We start from the raw sequence: 23,204 nt of genomic DNA on the forward strand, positions 1-23,204 counted from the left end.
CATGCAGGAGAATGAGCAGCCGCAGCAACTGTCGATCAATCCAGAAATGAAGACGCTTCACTCAAACAGAACCACTGTTCGAGAAATTCCTGCCAATGCGGCTCGGAAGACTTGCTCAGGGTGAAGCGAACCAGCTCGCATTCACGTTGATACTGTTCGTTGTTGAAGGTGCCGCGCATAAGCTGAAAGCGCAGGAACACAAGGTAGGTATTCACCACGTCCGTTTCGCAATAGTTGCGAATGGCGGCAATTTCGCCTTTCTGGAAAGCGCTCCAGACCTGGGAGCCATCCATCCCCGACTTCCCCGGGAAACCCATCAGCTTCGCCAGCTCATCCAGCGGAACATTCGCGCGCGGCTGATACAGCGCCAGGATATCCATCAGATCGAGATGGCGCGTATGGTAGCGGCTGAGATAGTTGTTCCATTTGAAATCGCGGTCGTCATCGCCCATGTCCCAGTAGCGCCGGGCCTTCAGCCCGTGAATGAGGCTACGGTAGTGCAGTACCGGCAAGTCGAACCCGCCTCCGTTCCAGGAGACCAGTTGCGGACTATATTTCTCTATGCCGTCGAAGAAGCGCTGTATGAGTTCGGCTTCGGAATCCGCCGGGCTCCCCAAAGACCATACGCGGAATTCATCCTTGTCACGCAGCGCGCAGGAAATCGCTGCTACTCTTTGCAGGTGCAGGGGAAGAAAATCGCTTCCGATCGCCTGGCGACGCGACTGGAAGGCCATCTCGGCGAGGTCGACGGCTGGAAGCCCGTGGGGAAGATTGTAGAGCCTGCGCAATCCCTCTGTATCGGGAACAGTCTCGATGTCGAAAACCAGTACGGGAGTCACGCTAGACGTTCAAGTAGATCCTGCGCATCTGTTTTTGAGTGTGCCCGGCAATCCGACTTTACTTCCTGACCCATCCGCCGTCTGCACCCTGATACCACCAACCGCTCCGCGCCAGTTCGATCCAGCGTTGGCCGAACGTGGAACGAATATCCGATTCCCATTCCGGGTGACTATTGGCGCGGGCAATCTCGCGATAAAGGGCGTTTCTGTCCTGATTTTCCGCTGCGATCAATCCGTTCACCGACTGCCGCGCGGCCAGCGGCACCGCGTTGGCGTCCCGCATGACAATGAGGCCATCACGCGTGAGGCCTATTGCTCCGCTTGAATAATACGGCTCCAGTTGGCTATGGCGTTGCTGCATGCTCCGCTTGATGCTTGCTATTGCGGGGGTATCGATTTCGATATTGGCCTGTGCATGCCCGGCAAGCGGCATCAATGACAGCAACATCAACAGTGCTGCCCGGAAAATCGAACTGACCATGATATCTGCCTTTACTGTTATGGCTGCTGCTCTACCGCAGGTTGGGAAGAAGGAGGAGGAGGCGAAACGGGCCCCGTCTTCTCACCCCCTTCCGGTTTCTTGAGTTGCCACACTTCTTCTATTATCTTGTCTGCTGCTTTTTCGGCTGCGGCGGCAGGGAAATAAATATTGATGGTGACGCAGGCGGTTGATACCGCGCCGACCAGGGTCAGCGAAGCGGCCTGGAACAAAAGGTTCTTCATTGTTTATCCTGTTGAAGGACAGGCTTGGCATTGGCGTCCGTAATCCGTTGAAGACGACTTACCAATTCCCGCCAGTCCACCCTGCGATTATAACCTATCACGGTGATCGCCGGGATTCCGCCCCCCTTGACGATAAGATATCCGTGCGGCAAGGGTTCCGATTCTATCCCCCCCATATTGCAGACGCCATTGCGCAATGTACAGCTCCACGCGATTTGCGAATAGCCGAATTCATCGAAGACGTGCAGGAAACTGCGCTGGATTGCGGCGGCAGCGCCGAGTCCACCCAGTGATGAAATGCTTTGCACCGCCCGCTGGCTGATGCGGCGGCTGTAATCGCCCGGGCTGCTCATCAGGCGGGCATCGAATTTCACTGGCTTCCAGTCAAAAAGCTCGAGATCACGCACGGCCACATCTATGCGGCCTTCCATATTGCCGAATGAGAATGCGCCGGTGAGCAGGTCGAGATCGAGATTGCGCATGTCCACATCCGCCATGAGGGAGGGCGCGGAACCGAAGGGCTCCAGCGCTTTCAGATTCCATACCAGTACCGTGCCATCAAACACGTTGAGAAGCAGAGCGCCCTGCACTTCAACAGCGGAGCCGTCGAATGTCACCCCGGGGATTTTTCCGGAAAGGGTGCCGCGCATCGGCTGAATCCCGAGCGCGCGGGTGAGCTGCTCCATGGATATGGACGAGAGGTCGCCGCTGAACTGCCAACGCCAGCCTGGAAGCGATCCCTGCGCTTGCCTGATGGCGCTGAAGTTCTCCAGAGTCAGTTTGCCGTCAAGCAAGGGGGCTTCCATTCGGGGTATGCGAAAACCCGGTTCATTTAATCCGGTTATTTCCAGGGGGATATGAACTGGGCCCACGGGCAGCCGGCTTACGTGACCGCCCCCTATCGTAATGGCGGCCTGCGTCGGCGCATCCGCGCGCAGGGGGATGCGGGTATTGATATCGCGCAGCGCAAAACGCCCGCCCTCGTCCTCCAGCGACACGTCACGCAGATCGACATCGAGCATTTCGCTCACACCATTCCGGAATCGCCACTTTACTCCCGCCTGCCCGACGGTCTTCAAGGCGGAAAAAGAAGTATTGACCAGAAAAGGTTTTACGATCTGGCTGTACAACCCCGCCATTTCGAGATCAGGCGCGTCGAGGGCGAAATCGTGCAGCCTGCTGGTGCCCCAGCCCATGCTGCCGGACAGATCGATCTCTCCGATCTCCGCCAGGGAAAGTTTTCCCGCACTGAGACGAAGGATGCCATCATCGAGTTCGCCACGCCCGCTGAAACGATGACCCTGGGCAGCGAAATAGAGCGGCTGCCAGAACACTTCTCCTTGCGGCCACTGCGCATCCGCCTGCCACTCCCATAACCGGGGGTTCTGCGAGGGAATCTGTCCTGGCGTGCGCCTGGCCTTTGCATCGAGGATAACACTGATATTCTCACCCGCATGCAAACCGCTGACATCACTGAAGGCCACGCCCTCCACCGCCAGATGGGCATCGATGTCAGCAAGTCCCTCAAGGTCAGCCCGCAGCTTCGCTTTACCATTGATTTTCCCTTTCGTGGATGAAGGCAGGACGGCATTCTCACTGACCGGCAGCAACTGTACGAACTGCGCGACCTCCCCGTTAGCCGCGGCAAGCGTACCTTCCCAACCTGCTCTTCCCGTGCGAAGCGACAGCTTCCACCCCCCGCCTGTCTTGCCTGCGCTGTTTCTGATTCTCACATCCAGGATTTTTACGTCGGGAGTTCTGCCTGGAACAGACAAACGAAATGACACGGGCAGTGGCGCGGACTCCGACAACCTCAGCGCACCGCTATCACAGTTGATCTCCTCTCTGCTGGTGCGAAATCGATCACAAGAAAAATGCAGGTTATGCCAGGTCTTTCCCTGTATCGCCACCTCGGACAGCTTCATCCTCAGCGAGGACGCCGGAGGAGCGCCAGCGAGGGTGATCCGGATCCCCTTGATATTGGAAAAGGGGCCGCGGATATCCTCTGCAGAAAAGGTAAGAGACGCAGCCTGCGCGGATACCACTGCGGGGAAGAACGCTGTCAGTATCCTGATGAGGAATTTTGTCATTTGCAGACCAGGCACAAGCTGTGCTGGTTGGGATTGCAGGATGAATGGAGTGAAGCGTAGCCCATCTAATTCCGGTGATGGGCTGCGGCTTTAGCCTGCACCCTTCTATTCCTTCTATTATAGGGAGATGACGAGGGAAGCCCGATATGTCCCCCTGCCATTGGCCATGTTGGGATTCGTGCCTAACCCCAGTCTATTGCTGCTCTCCTGCTATAGTCTCCGACCCGTCTATCCCCTGAAACCAGTAATCACGCAGGGAAAACACCGGTGGAAAGGTAACGATCCCCTCGGTCGCAAACGATCGAGACGATCGTTGCATTTTCTGTTTCCGCAGAAACCTTGAGCGCCGCGGCGAGCGCGCCGCCCGACGAAATTCCGGCAAAGATCCCCTCTTCGGACGCAAGTCGCCGCGTCATTTCTTCGGCTTCCTTCTGGGAAACCAGCATGATGCGGTCTACCCGGCTCGAGTCATAGATTTTTGGCAAATAGGCTTCAGGCCATTTGCGGATACCGGGAATCTGGGCGCCTTCTTCCGGCTGTACACCAATGATCCGGACCTCGGGTTTCTTCTCCTTGAAGTAGCGGGAGCAACCCATGATCGTTCCGGTCGTGCCCATGCTGCTCACCAGATGAGTAATTTTTCCTTCGGTATCCCGCCAGATTTCGGGAGCAGTACCTTCGTAATGGGCGCGTGGGTTATCGGGACTGGAAAACTGGTCGAGGATGATTCCCCGCCCCTCGTCGCGCATGCGCTCGGCCACGTCGCGCGCTTCTTCCATGCTGCCCTCTCTGGAAGTCAGTATGATTTCCGCTCCGTACGCCTTCATCGATTGCCGGCGCTCCACGCTGAGATGTTCGGGCATCACCAGCACCATGCGGTAACCCATGATTGCCGCCGCCATGGCGAGCGCGATGCCGGTGTTGCCGCTGGTGGCCTCTATCAACGTATCGCCTGGCTTGATTTCCCCGCGCTCCTGCGCACGCGTAATCATCGACAAAGCGGGACGGTCTTTTACCGAACCCGCCGGATTGTTGCCTTCCAGTTTCAGGAGGACAGTGTTGGTAGTATTTCCTGGCAGGCGTTTGAGCTTGACCAGAGGCGTATTGCCGACAAAATCTTCTATGGTTTTGAACATGACCTGTCCGACTTGTGAAACGTCACAACGAATTCCCGCAGTAGCCGGAGTGGCGCGTAGTGATCGTAGGAGATGAGATGAAAGCGTAACTTAGCGATAGTAGATGGGTGCGGTCAAGCCTTTACCCATTCCGCATTCTGCGGCACCAACCGGTATGCGAGGATTATTCCCTGGCAGCAGGCTTGTGCTCCTTCCTGCCCGCCGTGCCGCCGCCGACAGTGATATCCTTGCGTAGCTTCTGAACCGTGGCAGGACCAATGCCGCTTACGTTCTGCAAATCGTCCACGGACTTGAAAGACCCCTTCTTCTTGCGATAGTCGATGATCGCCTTGGCTTTGGCCGGGCCGATTCCCTGAAGACTTTCCAGTTCGGCCTGGCTAGCGGTATTGATATTGACAGCCGCGAATGTCGCTCCGCTAAATACGAACAGCGTGACAAGAAGTAGAAACAACTTTTTCATAATCATCCATTAAGGTATGAGTTAAGGCTAAAGCGGGGTCATTGATAAATGCGCCGATGAAAGAAAGAGCGATATAGCTTCGTAAATATAACGTAACTGCTCGCTAAGTGGTAAGGCAAACGTTCCCTGAGAACATGGCGAGGAAGGTCGGTACTGTCCTTAAAACATCTCAACAGTGTATACCCATAGCCGATTGATGCCCGAACTCGTCTCTCGAGCATAAGTTACACATTCGGGAAGGATTAAGCTGACACGACTACGCGCACGTCCTTCGAGGATCCAGAAAATCGTAAATCCCAAAACTTGCACCTTTGTTGCAAGCGGTGACAGATATATATTTGCTCCTACTTCCTTACGATCAATATCTCGTACAATCTCTTGGATCACCGCTGCAGTTGCAAAAGGATCATTTGCCGGAGCAAATCGTCTATTTGTCCTCCAATCATTGGATAACGCCACCTCACCGCTTTCAGCGGCGCGTATCACGCTTTGTTGATACATATCAGGACTGAGCGAGGGAAATGCAAATATTGGGAACACAACAGCGTTGTCATGCGTGCTTGCTACTTCGTTGACTAGTCTATTGTCAAATCCTACCCCGAGCAGGAGATAATCTCGGCTTGTTGACGAGTTGCTACCTGCCATTCCACGTACGGGACGGACTGTTCCGCTTGTAGTCGTGGTGAAATGGGTATCCTCATGCTTCATGTAATATTGTGGTTCTGAATACACTGCTTGAAATTCTCGAAGACCCAAATAAGCCAACTTAACTATTAAAAATGCTAGAACGTGCCGCATAAAGCCGGTAACATCAATGCATAGAGTCTTGTTTGTAAGGTCCCCCATTGCTGAAATCAATGAATTTACTTGCCCAACCTCATCTAAATTGAGGGGACGTACAACCTCCCCACCGGATGGCTCCTCCAGTGGCAAATACCCATACTCAGGATGAATAAGCCAAATTTTCTTATTCGCCCGAATTTGGTCAAAAACAACTCGGACACGATCACTTGAGTTAAATGCAGAAACGAAGATGTCAAAGAATGGTATTTCGTTTACGATCCGGGTAGCGGAAACTGAACGTCGATAAAAACAAGCATAATCCATCCTGTTCAAAACAATTCCGTTTGCCCAACTAGAGCTCGTGACTTGGAGAACGGGTTGTTCCAGCGGTACTCAAGCGCGCCTAATAGCATATCAAACTCCCTGCGACCATCTGGTTTAAAGATTGCATTTACTAATTCTCGTGACAGCGAAACATCTCCTCGACGCGCAATCGGCAGGCCCCATCTTGGGGCAAGTATAGGATTAATCTGTATCTTGCGATTGAGGGCTTGGCTATTTCTAGCAGGACGACCTTCACTCAGTTCAAATAGAAATGATGAGTTTAATGCTGCGCGAAGGATAGTTCGAGCGGGCTCAGTAAGATATGAATCAGCAAAACTCACTACGGCCGGTGACACTTCGGGAACATTCAGGGAATATCGTGCTGTACGAAGTAACTGAGCCAGCCTAGCTATGGACTCACGAACCACTTCCGTTTCGGTGCCGAGTATTACATCCTGCTCAAACACAAACCGGGCCGCTTCTAAAGCTGCCTCCGTTTGCCGATTGACAGATAACGGGCTACCTTTGATGAAATCTTCATTCCTGAATGCCGCAATTGCATATGCGCGTTCTAGAATGATCAGGAGATTCCGAGGATTTCCGCAAGACATTCTCACAAAAGTGTCAAAACCAGCGTACGGAACACCGCGTGAACGTTTGTAGTCTCTACACAGTTGTGCTACTAGATCTTGAGCGTAATGACCGTACGCTATCGTATACGAATCCTTTTTGCCGGCGACTCCGTCAAGAAACCTAACTGCTGACTCGCGGATCTCATTGGCAACGTCGCGTGCATCTGAAGGCCTAGAAGCTTTCTTACAGAAGCAAAGTATATTCAGCTTCTGGATTAATAGTGGAAATCCTTCCACCAAAGCTGTGAGTACGGCTGATACATTAAGATTGCCTCTGTCGTCGTTTTGACGCCATAAGGACAAAACGGTTTCAAAGGCTTGCAGATGAGTTTCTTGACCTTCTGTAATGAAGGACTTTAAGAAGGATTGATAGGCATTCCCCGATTCGACTTCAGCGAAGTGACGACTGGGATCAAAATCTCCCATTGAGCTACCGAGATCGTTCTCGGACAAGCCGACAGACGTTAATCTTTTGTAGACAAACTTTCTTGCAAACTCAGGATAACCTTTGAACGCTCTCAGTATGTCGTCAAGATGTACAGTTTTGAACTCAGAACCTTCTCGATTCTCTTCACCGTCTGCCATAGTCGCATGGGTCTTCATGGCATAGAGTCTGCCACCCACTCTAAAAGTAACACGTCCCTCCGCGTACCGAATGAAGCTATTTACGACTTGCTGCTGCTGCTTAGAGAAATTCTCTATCTCATCAAGAAGATAGATTAATGAAAGTCCGCGGAGACGCGGATGCCAAACCTCGATACATTTCCGCAAATTTAAACATAGAGCACCAACCGAAAAGGGAATCCGTAGCTCCAGTGTTCCAATAAATGCAGCATTGTTTACTCTTTCATCAATGTCAACTCGGATTCGTTGCACCCATGACTGAAACTTATCAACCGTTTGTAATGCCAGAACCTCTGGATCTGAAACCACACGGCAAATTTCCTGCATAAAAGCTTTGTCGTCGAAAGATTCGTTTTTTGCAGATTGCCTAACATCAAGTATTGCATCTAAAACACTTTCGACTATTCGTAACTCTAAGTATGTAGCGAAAGCTTGCCGCCACTTTGCTGGCGTATCGCTGATCAACTCGAAGCGGGAGGCGTCAAGGCCGTTTGCACGAAGAAAAATGGCAAGAAACTTTTCCCTATTCAAAATCTCGATTCCATTTTGCTGTGGATTGCGGAGTCGAGTTGCTTTATAGGAGTAATAACGCAATATATGTGTCTTACCAGAACCCTTGCCCCCTAGAATCAGTTTTGATAGTTGAGATTTAGGCTCGATGATTTGATTCATCGCCGCAGAACCTATTTCAACCCAGAGCGTATTGATCTGATCGTCTGTGTAGTCGGACGCCTTTAGCAATGCAAATGGATTTCCCTGTTTCATCCTCGCCCTAAATTAGTCATAGAACTTCTCATACCGGACAAATACCGGATGCCAAGGAATGTTCTCGCCGTTATACCAAAAAATAGGCGGCGCATTGTCAGGAGTATTATGGCTGAATGCCAACAGCAATTGCCCATGCCTGTAGCCTGTAGGCCATTTGCGGTTCAGTTCCTTTCCATACCCTACCGCGATTTTTTTTAGTTGTTCTAACTTAAACCATGCTGGAGCGCTTCGGAAATAACGTGAATCTGAGGAAAAAGCCTTATATGAGTTATCTAGTTCGAATAGACAACTCACATGTGAGCCGAATAAAGCAGGCGAAGCCAATTTGGTCAATCCCGTTGTTGTTCCAAACAGGGAAATGAATCGCATTTCTACATTAGGACTTCCCTTTCGAATTAGGTTGAGATAAGGTTCCAAATACTCGGCCACCTGCGTACCGGAGCCAACGAGATCATCAAAAAAAACAAATCTCGTGACAGTAGGATCCTTTTGCCGATAACCCTGCTGATTGTTATCTCTGCATGGCTCAAAGGCGCTAGTGAAATCTGCGAAGAGATCTTTCTGTAGATTATTCACCTGCCGGAAGTAATACAATAAATGTGCTCCACTCTCGGCTGGGTTACCTATGCCAACAAAACGAGTGGCCCGGAGCTCGGAGTGATACTGCTGGCGTACAAGCAAAAAATCCTTTGTTCCATTGAGATTACGGCGTATCCGCTGCAACATTGGCGATTCAAAGTGATCTCGATAAATTGAGCGGAGCATTTCGCGAATTAGCCTCTTGTTAAAATACATGTACCTGCTCAATAAAAAAAGTACATACCGCTTCTCTTCGTCTCCGCTCTCGAAAGAGCCTTTAAAGTTACTGAGCCACATCTCAATATCAGCCCAATGAACTTCTCTTTCCCAGGCTTCCTGAACAAGGACTCGAATTTTGTCCTCTAGCAGTGACATCTCGTCAAGCACGTTTAGCTCCCTCTATACAAACTCTTCGTGAAAACGAGAACACTTTCCCGTGAAATAATAGAAGCAGTCTTGTTTCTCTTTGTCATCAAGCCACGGGATTTTATGTGATCAATCAAATGCAGGGTTATCTCAAATCGAAGATCAGTTAACACTTCCTTCAAGTATTCATCATTCCTCAAGGTTTCACCACAGACCTGATTATTTCCTACTACTACAATGATTGTTCCTCCGTCTTTGGTTACGCGCGCGACTTCCACCATTGCTTGCCGCAACTCTATCAAGTACGTCCTGGTTATTCGTTCCCTTGTTCTATTTTTTTGCCCAACCCGATCTAAAAGATTCTCGAAAGAACTTGAAAGACTTCCATTCGATATTTGCCAAGATGCCGGCACATGCTCTCTCCCAATAGAGATACGTTCGAGATGTTTTAGTGTGTCTGGAGATGCATAGCCCAACCAGTTCAATGAAAGACTGCTGGCACGAACATATTTTTGCGCACTTCCATAAGGCGGCGACGTAATCACCAAATCCACGCAATTGTCTTGAAGCTTTGTGCCTGAGACAGACTCTCTGAGATCACGAGCATCACTACCGACGATTTTGGTTCGTGCCCGGCAACCGTTAGCAGCTCGATTAGTCTGCTGGATTCGTTGGATATTTGTGTCTACAGTTTTTTGGAACTCTGCAATCACGTTAACGTCTTGAAGCCATTCCAAGCGTTCGGAAATTATTTTAGAAGCTACGTTTCCAAGACTAGGTTTTATCCGTAGTCGCACTGGCACTGAAATGCGTGGATCAGCAAAACTGAGACGGCGTGCGGTCACTGATAAGCAAAGCTCAAAAAATTCCCGCTCGATATTTCTCGGCAATTCCCTAATTGCCCTCACAAGCTTTTCGAGGGCAATTTTAATTCTCGGCGAATACCAGAGATGATCGTTTATAACATGTATCGTTGGGGCGGTTCGAAAAGACTTTGCCCTACAACATATGCTCTTAGCAAGTTGTACCAAGACCGTCTCATTAAATGTAGTTGTCTTAACTTTAGCGATCAACAGTGCCAAGGGATTTGCATCTGCTATTAGCGGTGTATGGCCAGCAAGAAACGCTTCAAGAGCGACTGTTCCCGATCCGCAAAATGGATCCAAAACCATCGCCTCCTTTCCAACCAATGAACTACAACGTAAAAAAAAGTTGGCTATGTGTGGTAAAAGTTTCGCTGGGTACGGATGAAGTAGGTGAGAGTATTGGTCTCCAATCTTTACCCAATCGACAAGCGAGCGAAAATCAACTTCAACCGGCTCGCCGGTAGTAATATATGCCGTTTTGAGCAGATTTAGCATTTCCGAAGTGTCTATCTTTTCTGGCATCCTTTGAGAATACACTTCTTCTAATCCAGATAGATTCACAAATCTATCTGCCCATCAAATCCAACAATAAAGCCACCAAGAGAAGATCTCATTAACGACTGGCATCAATAAGCTTCTCTTCTTAAAACTTCTTAATGGATGTACCAGAAAGCAGGGCATTGATAGTATTGGAATTGAACTTCCCGGATGGGAGACGGATGTATTTATTAGGTCTTGAATTTTTCAGTTCTTTCACTCGTTTAGGCCGGAATAGCTTTTTCAAAGACCACGACTAGGAGAAAGATGCATTGTGTTTTCATCAACTTTTGCCCCAGATTGTTAGATTTTCATCCATCAAAACTGGTTAAGCTATGCAAAAAGTTCAATGCTTGTGTTCCGATCCAAACTCGCTGCACAAATAATGTTTTTAGACGTATAAATACCTTTCTAAACCAAGACAGCAAGTAAAAATTAAAACGGCGTAGGACTTGGGCCTACGCCGTTTTATGATCGATTTAATTAAGCTGTTCAGAACGGAATATCATCATCCATATCATCAAACCCGGTGCTGCTTCTGGCAGGCGCCCTGCCGCCGGATGAACTCGGCGCGAATCCGCCCTCTTCCCTCTCCGGAGCTTCATAGCTGGCTCCGCCGGGTTTGCTGCCAAGCATTTTCATATCGGTGGCGATGACATCGGTGGTATAGCGTTCGACACCCGACTTGTCGGTCCATTTGCGCGTTTCGAGTCGTCCTTCGACATAGACGGAGCGTCCTTTCTTGAGGTATTCGCCTGCGATCTCAGCCAGCTTGCGGTAGAAGGTGACGCGATGCCACTCGGTTTTTTCCTGCTTTTCGCCGTTCTTGTCTTTCCAGGTCTCGGTGGTTGCCACGGTGATGTTCGTCACCGCGTCACCGTTCGGCATATAGCGCGTCTCGGGATCCTTGCCGAGGTTGCCGATGAGTATGACTTTGTTGACTGATGCCATTTATGCTTCCCCTCCAAGTAATTGAGCAACGCCCTGCTCATCAAAACCACGCATATCTACTTTCAGGTAAGCCACCCCTTCGCTCGCAAGCACCAGCGCCTCATGCACACCGGGCAGCGCCGCCAGTTGCCGCGAAAGCCCGTGGGCGGTGCCGGTATCCATTACCTGCACGTGGTACATCCTGGTACGAACAGCTGCGGGCGCCTTCATGGTAACGGCAAATATCAGCCACAACATGAGAAGCGCCCCGCAGAATGCAAACAGTGCGGTACTTCCGTAATGCTGATAGAGATAGCCCCCGGCGCTGGCACCAATAAACGTACCCAGGAACTGGACACTGCTATAGACCCCGATGGCGGTGCCTTTTGCCCCTACGGGAGCGATCTTGGAAATGAGCGAAGGCAGCGTCGCTTCCAGCAGATTGAAGGCGGTGAAGAATACCAGCAGCGCACCCGCAGTGCCCCATATCGAATCGAATGTATAGGCCAGCAGGATCTGGCTTACCAGCAGCACAGCGACGGATATGACAAACACTTGCTTTAGCTTTGCCTTCTTTTCGCTATAGATGATCACTGGAATGATCAGCAGCATGGAAATGACCAGCGCGGGAAAATAGATTTGCCAGTGATGATCCGCTGCCAGCCCTGCCTGCCGCAGCGATAGCGGTACCACCAGCCATAGGGCCATCAGTACGGCGTGCAATGCGAAGACACCAAAATCGAGGCGCAACAGTTCCGGATTTCGGAGGACATTAAAAATTCCCCCTGCGGACGCTTCCGTATCCGAATGGAACCGCCTGTCTGTCGGGTTGGGAACCACCCGCGAAACTACGATCATCGCCAGCAGCACCAGCACCCCTGTCATGAAGAAAATTCCGGGCACGCCAATCATGCGGTTGAGCGACGGCGCAATGACCAGAGACAGCGCGAAGGTAGTTCCTATCGTCATGCCGATCGCCGCCATTGCCTTGGTGCGGTGTTCTTCGCGTGTGAGATCCGCGGCAAGCGCCATCACAGCCGCCGAAATCGCCCCTGCTCCCTGGATGACACGGCCAGCGATTACCCAGTAAATATCCGTTGCTGCGGCTGCGACAAAACTGCCCAGGGCGAACAGGAGCAGGCCGCCATAAATCACCGGTTTGCGGCCGAAGCGATCAGACAGCCAGCCGAACGGAACCTGCAATATCGCCTGCGTCAACCCGTACGCGCCCAGTGCAATCCCGACCAGCGTGTAATTGTCGCCTCCCGGCAGATGTTCGGCGTAAAACGCGAATACCGGGAGAATGATGAACATTCCCAGCATGCGGAGGCCGTAAATACTCGCCAGGCCCGCGATCGCGCGTATCTCTGGGGGTGACAGTTTCTCGGAAGACGATGAGGGGGACATGAATCAGATTGGGAAAACGCGGAAACTTGAGTATATTAACAGGTTTGGCCGGTTCTCAGGTAGCCTTGCCTCGGTGGACGAGCAGGCGCCGGACCGTCAGCGAAAGGAGTCAATGGAACTCATCAAGATCCGCGGTGCGCGCACGCACAACCTCAAAAACATCAACCTCGACTTGCCGCGCAACAAGCTTGTCGTCATTACGGGCCTGTCCGGCTCGGGCAAGTCTTCGCTGGCGTTCGACACGCTCTATGCGGAAGGCCAACGGCGTTATGTGGAATCGCTCTCAGCGTACGCCCGCCAGTTCCTGCAATTGATGGAAAAACCGGATGTCGATCTGATTGAAGGATTATCGCCCGCCATAGCCATAGAGCAGAAGGCGACTTCCCATAACCCGCGTTCGACTGTCGGCACTGTCACTGAAATACATGATTACCTGCGCCTGCTTTTCGCACGGGTAGGAGATCCGCAGTGCCCCGATCATGGCATCACGCTGACTGTGCAGAGCGTTTCCCAGATGGTCGATCATGTGCTGCGACTGCCGCCGGATACCCGGCTGATGATACTTGCTCCACTGGTAGTGGGGCGCAAGGGCGAGCAGGTGGAGTTGATCGATGAACTGCGCGCGCAGGGCTTCATCCGGCTGCGGATCGACGGGAAAGTATACGAAATCGACGCCCTGCCCAAGCTGCAAAAAAACCAGAAGCATACGATCGAGGTGGTAATCGACAGGCTCAAGGTTTCACCGGATTCGAAGCAGCGGTTGGCGGAATCATTCGAAACCGCCCTGCGCCACGCCGAGGGGCGCGCACTGGCGGTAGAGATGGATTCCGGGGCAGAGCATCTTTTTTCAGCCAGGTTCAGTTGCCCGATATGCAGCTATTCGCTGCCCGAACTCGAACCCCGTCTGTTTTCGTTCAACAACCCCATGGGCGCCTGCCCCAAATGCGATGGCCTGGGCAGAATCACCTTCTTCGATCCCAAACGGATCGTCGCGTTTCCGCATCTGTCACTGGCGGCCGGCGCCATCAAGGGATGGGACAGGCGCAACCAGTTTTATCATCAATTACTGGCGAGCCTGGCCAGTCATTACGATTTTGATCTGGAAATACCTTTCGAGCAATTGAACAGCCATATTCAGGATCTCATCCTGAATGGATCCGGCAATGAAAAAATCACGTTTTCGTATCTGAACGAAAACGGATCGAGAAATTATCGCAAGCATACGTTCGAGGGAATCCTTCCCAACCTGGAACGGCGCTACAAGGAAACCGATTCAGTTACCGTACGCGAGGAACTGGCGAAATACCTGAATTCCCAGCTCTGCCCTGAATGTGCCGGAACCCGCTTGCGGCGGGAAGCTCGCCATGTGCATGTAGGCGGCATGGCAATATATGAAATCAACGCTTTGCCGCTGAAAGAAGCAAAGGTTTTTTTCGACCAGGTGACGCTGACCGGGCATAAGCTTGCCATTGCAGAGAAGATCATCAAGGAAATCTCAAGCCGTATATCATTTCTCAACAATGTCGGACTGGACTACCTGTCGCTGGATCGCTCCGCCGATACCTTGTCCGGAGGGGAATCCCAGCGCATCCGGCTTGCCAGCCAGATCGGATCAGGTCTCACCGGTGTGATGTATGTGCTCGATGAGCCTTCCATCGGCCTGCACCAGCGGGACAACAGCCGCCTGCTGAAAACCCTCAAGAATCTGCGCGATCTCGGCAACAGCGTGATCGTGGTGGAACACGATCAGGATGCAATACTGACCGCCGATCACGTGATAGACATGGGTCCGGGAGCCGGTGAGCATGGTGGAGCCATTATCGCTCAGGGTACGCCGGAAGCTATCCAGCGCGACGCCGGTTCCCTTACCGGAAAATACCTTTCGGGCGAATTGACCATAAGCACGCCCGAAAAACGCACCGAACCGAAAAATGACCGCTGGCTGCGGATTGAAGGCGCATCCGGAAACAACCTGAAAAACGTCACCCTGAACCTGCCCGTGGGATTGTTCGTTTGCGTTACCGGTGTATCCGGCTCGGGTAAATCCACTCTCATCAACGAAACGCTCTATCAAGCCGCTGCCCGGCATCTTTATGGCAGCGCAACAGAACCCGCTCCCTATCAGAATCTGGAAGGACTGGCGTTTTTCGACAAAGTGATCAGCGTGGACCAAAGCCCCATCGGACGCACGCCACGCTCGAATCCAGCCACTTATACCGGCTTGTTCACTCCGATCCGGGAGTTATTTGCGGGTGTGCCGCAGGCGCGGGAACGCGGCTATGGACCGGGGCGGTTTTCGTTCAATGTGAAGGGGGGGCGTTGCGAAGCCTGCCAGGGTGACGGCATGATCAAGGTGGAAATGCACTTTCTCCCCGATATCTATGTATCGTGCGATGTCTGCCACGGCAAGCGCTACAACCGCGAAACGCTGGAGATTCAATACAAGGGAAAAAACATTCATGAAATCCTGCAGATGACGGTAGAGCAGGCGCATGAATTTTTCAGTCCCGTACCCGTGGTGGCGCGCAAGCTCCAGACCTTGCTGGATGTCGGCCTGGGTTACATCAGCCTGGGCCAATCGGCAACGACGCTTTCAGGCGGCGAAGCGCAACGGGTGAAACTGTCGCTGGAGCTCTCCAAACGGGATACCGGACGTACGCTCTACATTCTGGATGAACCCACCACCGGGCTTCATTTCCAGGATATCGACCTCCTGCTCAAAGTGTTGCATCGATTGCGCGACCATGGCAATACAGTGGTCGTGATCGAACACAACCTGGATGTGATCAAGACTGCGGACTGGATTATCGATCTCGGCCCCGAAGGCGGCGAAGGGGGCGGTGAAATCATCGCACAGGGTCCGCCGGAGGAAATAGCAGCGAATGAAAGAAGCTTTACCGGGCATCACCTCAGGGGCATGCTGGAGAATCTTCACGCGACCGCCTGAATGCATTGAGAGATCGAGGCGCGTGATGAATGCTCGGGCACTCCTGCTCAACAGCTTCGAGGCCGCGCTCGCCGCAGCCGATCCGTTGCGTGTCGTATCCCCGCATCTTGCTTCCGTATCATCGTGCGCGCTTGCAGTCAAACAGCATGAAGGCTGCATTAGGGACCATATCAGGGGCCATGTCGAGGGACGAGCCCTGGTGGTAGGTGCAGGCAAGGCTGCGGCGGCAATGGCGCAGGCTGTGGAAACCCATTGGCCTCAAGAGATGCCTTTGAGCGGAATCGTACTCACCCGCTATGGTCACGGCCTGCCCCTCGAGCGAATCCGGTTGATAGAAGCAGGCCATCCGCTGCCCGACGAAAGCGGGGAGCAAGGGGCTCGTGCCATTCTGGCGGAAATAGAAAAACTGGGAGCTGGCGATTTCCTGCTGTGCTTGCTGAGTGGGGGCGGCTCCAGTCTTCTGTCGGTACCGGTAACCGGCATATCGCTCAATGATCTCCGCGATGTCACTACCCAACTGCTGCGCAGCGGTGCAGCCATCCAGGAAATCAATACTGTACGAAAGCATCTCTCTGCGACAGCGGGCGGGCGATTGGCGGCTTTGAGCCGTGCGCCGGTATTGGCGCTGATCATTTCCGATGTGACAGGAGACGATCCGACCCATATTGCTTCCGGCCCCTGCGCACCTGATCCCACGACGTTCTCCGATGCGCTCGCCATACTCGAACACTATAAAATCAATGCCTCGGCAGCCGTGACGGAAACGTTGCGTGCAGGAGTGGAAGGCAGGCTCAGGGAGACGCCCAAACCAGGGGAGGCCGTTTTCGATCAAGTGGAAAACCGGGTGATTGCAACAGCGCATGCTTCACTCGTGGCAGCTGCAGAATATTTTTGTGCCCAAGGAATTCCAGCTGTAGTGCTGGGAGATTCCGTTACCGGGGAAGCACGCGAGGTGGCGAAGGTCTTCGCCGCGATGGCGAAGGAAGTGCGGCAATATGGGCGGCCGTGGAAGCGGCCGGTAGCCCTGATCTCAGGAGGCGAAACGACAGTCACATTGCGGGAAAATGAACAAGGATATAAGAAGGAGGGACGGGGGGGCCGCAATACCACGTTCCTGCTGTCGCTCGCTATCGAGCTGAACGGTGCCGCAAACATCTATGCGCTCGCATGCGATACCGATGGCATAGACGGTACTGAAAACAATGCAGGCGCGCTCATCACCCCGGACTCCCTCAGGCGTGCCACCGATCAGCGCATGAACCCTTCATCCTTGCTGACCTGTAATAATGCCTATGCCTTCTTTGAAGCACTGGGCGATCTGGTCACGACCGGCCCGACCCGAACCAACGTCAACGACTACCGCGTCATACTGATTTTGTAAATCTTCGGCAGGAGGTCCGCATCCCTAGATGGCGCCGGAACCTCCTTTCGGCTTGATGATACCTATTGCGGAATCTTTCGCTGCTTGCAAATGTCACAAAATCGCAATACTGTTTACATATCATCGAAATATAAGAAAAAATCAAAAACGGAGAAGATTCTGACGACAGAAGGAATGATCTAATGGCAGCAACGATACTGGTGGTGGAAGATGAACCCGCGATCCAGGAGCTGATCTCATATAGTCTTCGGCAGGCCAAGCATACGGTTTCCTCGACAAAAAACGCAGAGGAAGCCATGAAAATCATCAATCATACGCTACCCGACCTGGTGCTCCTGGATTGGATGCTGCCCGGGATGAGTGGCGCCGATTTTGCCCGCATGCTGCGGCGCGCTGCCCGCACAAAGGATATTCCCATTATTATGCTCACCGCCCGTGCGGACGAGAGCGACAAGGTGACCGGCCTGGAAAGCGGCGCCGACGATTACATTACCAAGCCTTTTTCGCCCCGGGAACTGCTGGCGAGAATCAAGGCCGTGCTACGGCGGCGCGCTCCCGAAGCCGCCGACGATGTTGTGGAGATCGGTGGACTGCGCCTGGATTCGGCCACCCATCGCGTCACTGCGAATGAGATTGAAGTCGTGCTCGGGCCCACCGAATTCCGCTTGCTGCACTATCTCATGACTCATTCCGAACGGGTACATAGCCGTTCCCAATTGCTCGATCAGGTATGGGGCGATCATGTATTTGTCGAGGACCGTACCGTGGATGTGCATATCCGCCGCCTGCGCAAGGCCCTCGAAAACGTCGACAAGGATGGACTGGTGCAGACAGTGCGGGGCTCCGGCTATCGCCTTTCGGCAGGTCAAGCAGTGAACGCGGGATGAAAGCGGGAATGATCTGTTGTAATCGTTCCAACTGACGTTCGTGTCCGGTTTCTGGGGGCATTTTGCCAATCTCGTACTGATTGCCGTTGTAAGCGGAGTACTGATGACTGTGTCCGGCGCAGCCGCGGCGCTGACATTTTATGTCGTTGTTCTGTTCCTGCTGGTCCTGCGCCACTCGCACAATCTGAAGCGCCTGGACCGCTGGCTTCGTAGTGAAGAAGCTGTGCTACCCGACAGCTCCGGCAGATGGGGAGATGTATTCGCGCGCCTGGCCCGGCTCATGCGCGATCAAAAACAAACCCACCAAAACCTCAGTTCCGCTCTGGAGCGCCTGCGGAGCGCCACCTCAGCCATGCCCGAGGGAGTGGTCATCCTCGATGAAATGGACCGCATCGAATGGTGCAATCCAGTGGCCGAAAAACATCTGGGCATCAATGCCAGTCTCGATACCGGGCAGCATATCACGCATCTGATGCGTCAAACCCAGTTCGCGGAATATCTTGCCGCGCGGAATTACAAGGAACCCCTGGTGATCAAACAACCGCGGCAGCACGAGTTGACGCTCTCGCTGCAGTTCGTTCCTTATGGCGACAAGCAGAAACTGCTCCTCAGCCGTGATATAACCAAGCTTGAAAGAATCCAGACCATGCGCCGCGATTTTGTCGCCAACGTCTCGCATGAACTGCGCACGCCTTTGACCGTCATCGGTGGGTTTCTCGAAACGCTGTCGGACGATAATCAACCCGATCCCGATACCCGCAAATGGGCATTGGAATTGATGAGCGAGCAGACGCGACGCATGCAAAGCCTGGTGGAGGATCTGTTGACTCTGTCGAGGCTCGAGAATACGGAAAACCAGGTGCGCGAGGAGCACGTCAACATACCGGAAATGTTGCGAACGCTGTATGAGGAAGCGAAATCCCTGAGTGGAGGACACCATCGCATCACGCTCGAGCTCGATACAACCACAAAACTCCTGGGCAACCTGTTTGACCTGCGCAGCGCCTTCATCAATCTGATCAGCAATGCCATACGCTATACTCCTGATGGAGGGAATATAACGCTGCGCTGGGCAATTCAGGACGGGAAAGGTGTATTTTCGGTGCAGGACACGGGGATAGGGATTGAACCCGAACATATCTCGCGCCTGACGGAGCGTTTTTATCGCGTCGACCGTGGCCGATCGCGTGAAACCGGAGGCACCGGCCTCGGTCTTGCCATTGTCAAGCACGTGCTCAGCGGTCACCAGGCGAAGCTGGAAATTACCAGCGAACCGGGCAAAGGCAGTCGCTTCAGCGCAGTGTTTCCGGCTACCCGGCTTCTGATACAGCAAGGTGAGTAAATAGTAGCCTGCTGCGCGCGGTATAATCGGCTGAATACCATTTCCCCGGAAAGCGGATAACGGATGCAACGAGCAGTGGAACAAACAGATCCCGCCGCGGACAATATATCCCTATCCATCGCATGAAGAGACGTACCGTTCCTATGTCCAGAACCCGGCCTGAACATCCCGACCTTACCGAGACCACCGTCAGCAGTCAGAAGGTTTTTGAAGGCGACCTCCTGCATGTCTATCAGGACCATGCACGCCTCCCAGACGGCAAAGTGAAAATACGCGAGTACATCGCCCACCCTGGCGCGGTGGTCATTATCCCATTGCTCGACAATGGCGAACTGGTGCTGGAACGTCAGTTCCGCTACCCGCTGCATCGGGATTTTTACGAATTGCCCGCTGGAAAAATCGACTCCGGGGAGGATCCACTTGCATGCGCGCAACGGGAACTGCTGGAAGAAACCGGTTATACAGCGAAAAGCTGGCGTTATATCACTACCCTGCATCCCTGCATCGGTTACTCGAATGAAAAACTGATCTACTATCTCGCACAGGAACTCACCTTTGAGGGGGCAAACCTCGATGATGGAGAATACCTGGAGATATTTACCCTGCCGCCGGCAGAAGCACTGGAATGGATAAAGGAAGGAAAAATTACCGACAATAAATCGGTGTCAGGTTTGTTCTGGGCGGAGAAGATATTGAGAGGCGAGTGGGCAGTAAAGGAATAGAAGAGAAAAGTAGCAGAGATTGTACAAATCAGGTGGTTCGGCTGCCCAAAGCTTTTGGCCTAAAAAACTTCGCCTGTCCCTATTGATCTGCGCGTGATCGCAGTCGCTGGGGCGTACAAAGTTTATTGAGCAGGGTAATGGCAGAGAACGTGTTGCTCCCACCGCGGCCTTTTCCTGCCTGGTCATGCACTCTGCTTATTTCCAGAGTATCTCCCTGTACCTGCGCACTTACAGTGTAGGCATCGAAACCGAAATCTTTACCGAAGTCGATCCAGTCGATGGGTAGAATAAACTCCGCTCCGTTGACTATACGCCTGGCATTCAAACCAGCAGGCAGATTACTCTCTTGTGGCGCTTTCAATACCTGGGGCAGGACAGTCTTATCGGACTGAAGCTCCGTTTCATACACCAGAACCTTATCGCCATTTTCTTTATTTATCGGAATGAGGAAAACATAGACTTTTCCATGCAGTATACGCAGCAGCAAGTGATCCGCAACTTCCCCCTGCCCTCTTTCTCCCCTGGTCTTCGCCTGAAATACCAGATGATCATCCGGAGAAATATCGGTGGTCACAGATAGAATATCGAGCTCGGGAGACAACCCTTTGTCCATGAAAGATACGATCGTACGGGGATCGGCATCGATCTGCATGGCGGATGCAGTGAGAGAGAAGACCATCAGCAGTGGGAGCAGTACATTTGAGCGACTCATGATTCAAACAATGTCCTGTTCTTGCGAAATAAATCTTCTATATCGGTGGCGTCCGTCAATGCATCGAATATCACCCTGATATTTCCGGCGGGATCGATCAGAAACGCAGTAGTGCTATGATCCACCTGATAATTCTGCATGTTCCCGGCATTTTTCGTATAGAAGGCGGTTTCCACACTGAAAGCGGCCTTGAAGCGCTCCAGTTCCCCACCCTCGAGCCGCAAATAACCAAGGTCGGTTCCGAAGGCCTTGATGTACTGTGACAGCGTTGCGTCGGTGTCCCGGTCCGGATCTATTGTTACAAAGAGTCCACTGAGCCTGATCCGTTCGGCGGCGCCAGCTTTGACCAGCATGGAGAGATTGGCGAGCGACGCCGGACAGACATCCTTGCAGTGGGCAAACCCGAAAACGATCAATTGCCACCTCCCGGGATCTTTGCCCGCATGGACCTGATTCAACCGGACGGCAGCCTCGGGAAGCAAGGGTATCGGGCGGCGCAGGAGAACTGTAGTCGCCTCGCTTCCGGCACTCGCTGCCAGAAGCAAGATTGCCAGCATGGCGCTGAAGTATTTCCGGTATATTCCCGAGCGGATTTTGCTGATGTTTTTCATAGTCAAGTCAATGGATTCTTGGTTGGCTTCCGAACAGGGTCCACCCTGTTCAATTTCCGGGAAGATCCCCGAAGGAGAAGATGGGCCGGAATACGAAATAAAGGACTGCGGTAAATGTCGTTATTCAGCCCATTAGCGGACATGCATGACGGTGAAGTTGAATTCACATTTGCAGCTGGAATGCCAGTTTAAAAACATCGACCTTGTCACCTGTTACATCCGGCGCATAGTTGATGCCTTTGGTGCGAAGATCACCGTGCTGGTAGTACGCTGAAATACGGGCGTTGAAGCCGCTGATGACATAATTCACCCCAGCCTCGATTTCTTCCCGTTTGCTGCTGTTGTCAGGCTGAACTCTGGTAAATCTCCCATAAGGCTGAAATTGCCCGATCCCTACCTTGACGGGAAGCAGGTAGAGCCCGGTGACACCCCATGATTTTCCGTCGAATATGCAGAAGCAGTCCGGATCGGCAAAGGCCAGCGGCGAGTAATTGGCATAGAATTGCTTGTAATCACCGTTGACGGTAACTACACCCATATTTTTTGGCAGGACCTTTTCAAACAGGACATCGCCGACGAGACCCAGGAAATCGCTGGGATGCGCAAACGATCCGGCACCATCCTTTTGATATGAAGTACCGGCCGCGAGCGCCAGAATGTCGCCAGCCTGGCCGAAGTAGGTATTACGGGTGTAATAACCCGGATTCGGCTCGGGGTTCAGGAAATTGTAGGTAAGACGCCCGGCCCATGCCACACTATCCCCCTGATTGGGTCCCATGCGCGCTGCCGTGGATGACTGCAAGCCCCTGTACACGCCGAGCGCGTAGCCCAAGGTGCCTTTGATGAAGCCGGGCTCGACGCTCCCCCAGAAGGTCCCACCGTCATCATGTCCATACCGGCCTGCGCCGAGGCTGCCGAATTTAGTACTGAATCCTTGGGGGAAGAACGGCGTTTTGATGGCATCGTGTGTCGCGTGATAAAAAGGGGCACTCAATTCGCCCCGCTCCGTGGGCACCAGCATGCGCCCACCCCAGAAATTGACAAAGCGGTTGATCTCGACCTTTCCGATTGCGGCCAGAACGTTGTAGGACATCCTGGGGGTATCCTCGGGATGGGTGTTATTGCAGAAAGTACATTCGGTGTAGCTTTCGAATTTGACATACTTGTGGATCTGTCCGTTGAGATAGACACGGGCATTGTCGATGCTGAAACCGCTCTGGAAATTACCGGTATCCCTGTTTTCGACCCATACGCCCGAACCACGGAAACCGATGCCGAGAGTAAACCACTTGGTGTCATCGATAACCCACTTGGGACCATCCGCAATATGACCATTCATCGCGAATGCCTCGGGCAGCAAAAACAGAAAACTTAATGCCAGCATAGTGCTGAAGTATTTCCGGTATATCCCCGAGCGGATTTTGCTGATGTATTTCATAGTCGAGTCAATGAATTCTTCTGGGTGATTTCCGGAAGCGGCCCACCCTGTTCAATCTCCGGAAAGAATCCCGAAGGAGAAGATGGGCCGGAATGCGAAG

At 52.7% G+C, this 23,204-nt stretch carries 20 protein-coding genes; 5 read left to right on the forward strand and 15 right to left on the reverse strand.

Annotation, left to right across the window (positions count from 1 at the left end; all coding sequences use genetic code 11):
* Nucleotides 1-35 precede the first annotated feature (35 nt).
* The 12 genes from NMUL_RS11570 to NMUL_RS11625 form a co-directional block, all read right to left on the reverse strand.
* Nucleotides 36-839: a 3'-5' exonuclease gene (locus NMUL_RS11570; RefSeq protein ID WP_011381515.1), complete on the reverse strand. Its 804-nt coding sequence runs from the start codon at nucleotides 837-839 to the stop codon at nucleotides 36-38.
* Between the two features lie 58 nt (nucleotides 840-897).
* A complete protein-coding gene (locus NMUL_RS11575) occupies nucleotides 898-1,320 on the reverse strand; it encodes a YdbL family probable chaperone protein (RefSeq protein WP_011381516.1) in 423 nt (140 codons plus the stop codon).
* A gap of 17 nt (nucleotides 1,321-1,337) precedes the next feature.
* Complete coding sequence (locus NMUL_RS11580) at nucleotides 1,338-1,562, reverse strand: hypothetical protein (RefSeq protein WP_011381517.1); 225 nt, start codon at nucleotides 1,560-1,562, stop codon at nucleotides 1,338-1,340.
* On the reverse strand, nucleotides 1,559-3,652 hold the full coding sequence (locus NMUL_RS11585) for an AsmA family protein (RefSeq protein ID WP_011381518.1): 2,094 nt from the start codon (nucleotides 3,650-3,652) through the stop codon (nucleotides 1,559-1,561). The genes NMUL_RS11580 and NMUL_RS11585 overlap by 4 nt, the downstream gene beginning before the upstream one ends.
* Before the next feature lie 248 nt (nucleotides 3,653-3,900).
* A complete protein-coding gene (gene cysM / locus NMUL_RS11590; RefSeq protein WP_011381519.1) occupies nucleotides 3,901-4,788 on the reverse strand; it encodes a cysteine synthase CysM in 888 nt (295 codons plus the stop codon).
* A 163-nt stretch (nucleotides 4,789-4,951) separates the two neighbouring features.
* Complete coding sequence (locus tag NMUL_RS11595; protein WP_041352583.1) at nucleotides 4,952-5,248, reverse strand: ComEA family DNA-binding protein; 297 nt, start codon at nucleotides 5,246-5,248, stop codon at nucleotides 4,952-4,954.
* 159 nt (nucleotides 5,249-5,407) lie between these two features.
* Nucleotides 5,408-6,355 carry a hypothetical protein gene (locus NMUL_RS11600; RefSeq protein ID WP_041353237.1) on the reverse strand — a complete coding sequence of 316 codons (948 nt, stop codon included), beginning with the start codon at nucleotides 6,353-6,355 and terminating at the stop codon, nucleotides 5,408-5,410.
* Between the two features lie 5 nt (nucleotides 6,356-6,360).
* Nucleotides 6,361-8,376, reverse strand: coding sequence for an ORC-CDC6 family AAA ATPase (locus NMUL_RS11605; RefSeq protein ID WP_011381522.1), 2,016 nt, complete (start codon nucleotides 8,374-8,376; stop codon nucleotides 6,361-6,363).
* A gap of 12 nt (nucleotides 8,377-8,388) precedes the next feature.
* On the reverse strand, nucleotides 8,389-9,345 hold the full coding sequence (locus NMUL_RS11610; RefSeq protein ID WP_011381523.1) for a phosphoribosyltransferase-like protein: 957 nt from the start codon (nucleotides 9,343-9,345) through the stop codon (nucleotides 8,389-8,391).
* A gap of 2 nt (nucleotides 9,346-9,347) precedes the next feature.
* Complete coding sequence (locus NMUL_RS11615) at nucleotides 9,348-10,751, reverse strand: hypothetical protein (RefSeq protein ID WP_011381524.1); 1,404 nt, start codon at nucleotides 10,749-10,751, stop codon at nucleotides 9,348-9,350.
* A 468-nt stretch (nucleotides 10,752-11,219) separates the two neighbouring features.
* Nucleotides 11,220-11,678, reverse strand: coding sequence for a single-stranded DNA-binding protein (ssb, locus tag NMUL_RS11620; RefSeq protein WP_011381525.1), 459 nt, complete (start codon nucleotides 11,676-11,678; stop codon nucleotides 11,220-11,222).
* Nucleotides 11,679-13,064: an MFS transporter gene (locus tag NMUL_RS11625; protein WP_011381526.1), complete on the reverse strand. Its 1,386-nt coding sequence runs from the start codon at nucleotides 13,062-13,064 to the stop codon at nucleotides 11,679-11,681.
* Between the two features lie 112 nt (nucleotides 13,065-13,176).
* Between NMUL_RS11625 and uvrA the strand changes: the two genes are divergently transcribed.
* The 5 genes from uvrA to NMUL_RS11650 all read left to right on the forward strand — a co-directional run bounded on the left by uvrA (nucleotide 13,177) and on the right by NMUL_RS11650 (nucleotide 20,343).
* A complete protein-coding gene (gene uvrA, locus NMUL_RS11630; RefSeq protein WP_011381527.1) occupies nucleotides 13,177-16,011 on the forward strand; it encodes an excinuclease ABC subunit UvrA in 2,835 nt (944 codons plus the stop codon).
* A gap of 25 nt (nucleotides 16,012-16,036) precedes the next feature.
* Entirely contained in the window at nucleotides 16,037-17,392 is a 1,356-nt protein-coding gene (locus tag NMUL_RS11635; RefSeq protein ID WP_011381528.1) for a glycerate kinase type-2 family protein, read from the forward strand.
* 182 nt (nucleotides 17,393-17,574) lie between these two features.
* Nucleotides 17,575-18,279, forward strand: coding sequence for a phosphate regulon transcriptional regulator PhoB (gene phoB, locus NMUL_RS11640; protein ID WP_011381529.1), 705 nt, complete (start codon nucleotides 17,575-17,577; stop codon nucleotides 18,277-18,279).
* A gap of 40 nt (nucleotides 18,280-18,319) precedes the next feature.
* Entirely contained in the window at nucleotides 18,320-19,621 is a 1,302-nt protein-coding gene (gene phoR, locus NMUL_RS11645; protein WP_011381530.1) for a phosphate regulon sensor histidine kinase PhoR, read from the forward strand.
* 143 nt (nucleotides 19,622-19,764) lie between these two features.
* The gene (locus tag NMUL_RS11650) at nucleotides 19,765-20,343 is read left to right on the forward strand and encodes an NUDIX domain-containing protein (protein WP_041352584.1); all 579 of its coding nucleotides are present in this window, start codon (nucleotides 19,765-19,767) and stop codon (nucleotides 20,341-20,343) included.
* Nucleotides 20,344-20,422: 79 nt separating this feature from the next.
* Here NMUL_RS11650 and NMUL_RS11655 read toward each other — a convergent pair whose 3' ends face one another.
* From NMUL_RS11655 to NMUL_RS11670, 3 genes are all read right to left on the reverse strand, one after another.
* A complete protein-coding gene (locus tag NMUL_RS11655; protein ID WP_011381532.1) occupies nucleotides 20,423-21,055 on the reverse strand; it encodes a hypothetical protein in 633 nt (210 codons plus the stop codon).
* Nucleotides 21,052-21,666, reverse strand: a complete 615-nt coding sequence (locus tag NMUL_RS11660; RefSeq protein WP_011381533.1) for an SCO family protein — start codon at nucleotides 21,664-21,666, stop codon at nucleotides 21,052-21,054. The genes NMUL_RS11655 and NMUL_RS11660 overlap by 4 nt, the downstream gene beginning before the upstream one ends.
* A gap of 163 nt (nucleotides 21,667-21,829) precedes the next feature.
* Complete coding sequence (locus NMUL_RS11670) at nucleotides 21,830-23,104, reverse strand: hypothetical protein (RefSeq protein ID WP_011381534.1); 1,275 nt, start codon at nucleotides 23,102-23,104, stop codon at nucleotides 21,830-21,832.
* Nucleotides 23,105-23,204: the final 100 nt, after the last annotated feature.

The organism is Nitrosospira multiformis ATCC 25196, assembly GCF_000196355.1.
GTDB lineage: Bacteria > Pseudomonadota > Gammaproteobacteria > Burkholderiales > Nitrosomonadaceae > Nitrosospira > Nitrosospira multiformis.

Bases quoted from the DNA above. Each gene is read 5' to 3' on its own strand.
- NMUL_RS11575 (WP_011381516.1), bottom strand. From the start codon at position 1,320: ATGGTCAGTTCGATTTTCCGGGCAGCACTGTTGATGTTGCTGTCATTG.
- NMUL_RS11580 (WP_011381517.1), bottom strand. From the start codon at position 1,562: ATGAAGAACCTTTTGTTCCAGGCCGCTTCGCTGACCCTGGTCGGCGCG.
- NMUL_RS11585 (WP_011381518.1), bottom strand. From the start codon at position 3,652: ATGACAAAATTCCTCATCAGGATACTGACAGCGTTCTTCCCCGCAGTG.
- cysM (WP_011381519.1), bottom strand. From the start codon at position 4,788: ATGTTCAAAACCATAGAAGATTTTGTCGGCAATACGCCTCTGGTCAAG.
- NMUL_RS11595 (WP_041352583.1), bottom strand. From the start codon at position 5,248: ATGAAAAAGTTGTTTCTACTTCTTGTCACGCTGTTCGTATTTAGCGGA.
- NMUL_RS11600 (WP_041353237.1), bottom strand. From the start codon at position 6,355: ATGGATTATGCTTGTTTTTATCGACGTTCAGTTTCCGCTACCCGGATC.
- NMUL_RS11605 (WP_011381522.1), bottom strand. From the start codon at position 8,376: ATGAAACAGGGAAATCCATTTGCATTGCTAAAGGCGTCCGACTACACA.
- ssb (WP_011381525.1), bottom strand. From the start codon at position 11,678: ATGGCATCAGTCAACAAAGTCATACTCATCGGCAACCTCGGCAAGGAT.
- NMUL_RS11625 (WP_011381526.1), bottom strand. From the start codon at position 13,064: ATGTCCCCCTCATCGTCTTCCGAGAAACTGTCACCCCCAGAGATACGC.
- uvrA (WP_011381527.1), top strand. From the start codon at position 13,177: ATGGAACTCATCAAGATCCGCGGTGCGCGCACGCACAACCTCAAAAAC.
- NMUL_RS11635 (WP_011381528.1), top strand. From the start codon at position 16,037: ATGAATGCTCGGGCACTCCTGCTCAACAGCTTCGAGGCCGCGCTCGCC.
- phoB (WP_011381529.1), top strand. From the start codon at position 17,575: ATGGCAGCAACGATACTGGTGGTGGAAGATGAACCCGCGATCCAGGAG.
- NMUL_RS11650 (WP_041352584.1), top strand. From the start codon at position 19,765: ATGTCCAGAACCCGGCCTGAACATCCCGACCTTACCGAGACCACCGTC.
- NMUL_RS11655 (WP_011381532.1), bottom strand. From the start codon at position 21,055: ATGAGTCGCTCAAATGTACTGCTCCCACTGCTGATGGTCTTCTCTCTC.
- NMUL_RS11660 (WP_011381533.1), bottom strand. From the start codon at position 21,666: ATGAAAAACATCAGCAAAATCCGCTCGGGAATATACCGGAAATACTTC.
- NMUL_RS11670 (WP_011381534.1), bottom strand. From the start codon at position 23,104: ATGAAATACATCAGCAAAATCCGCTCGGGGATATACCGGAAATACTTC.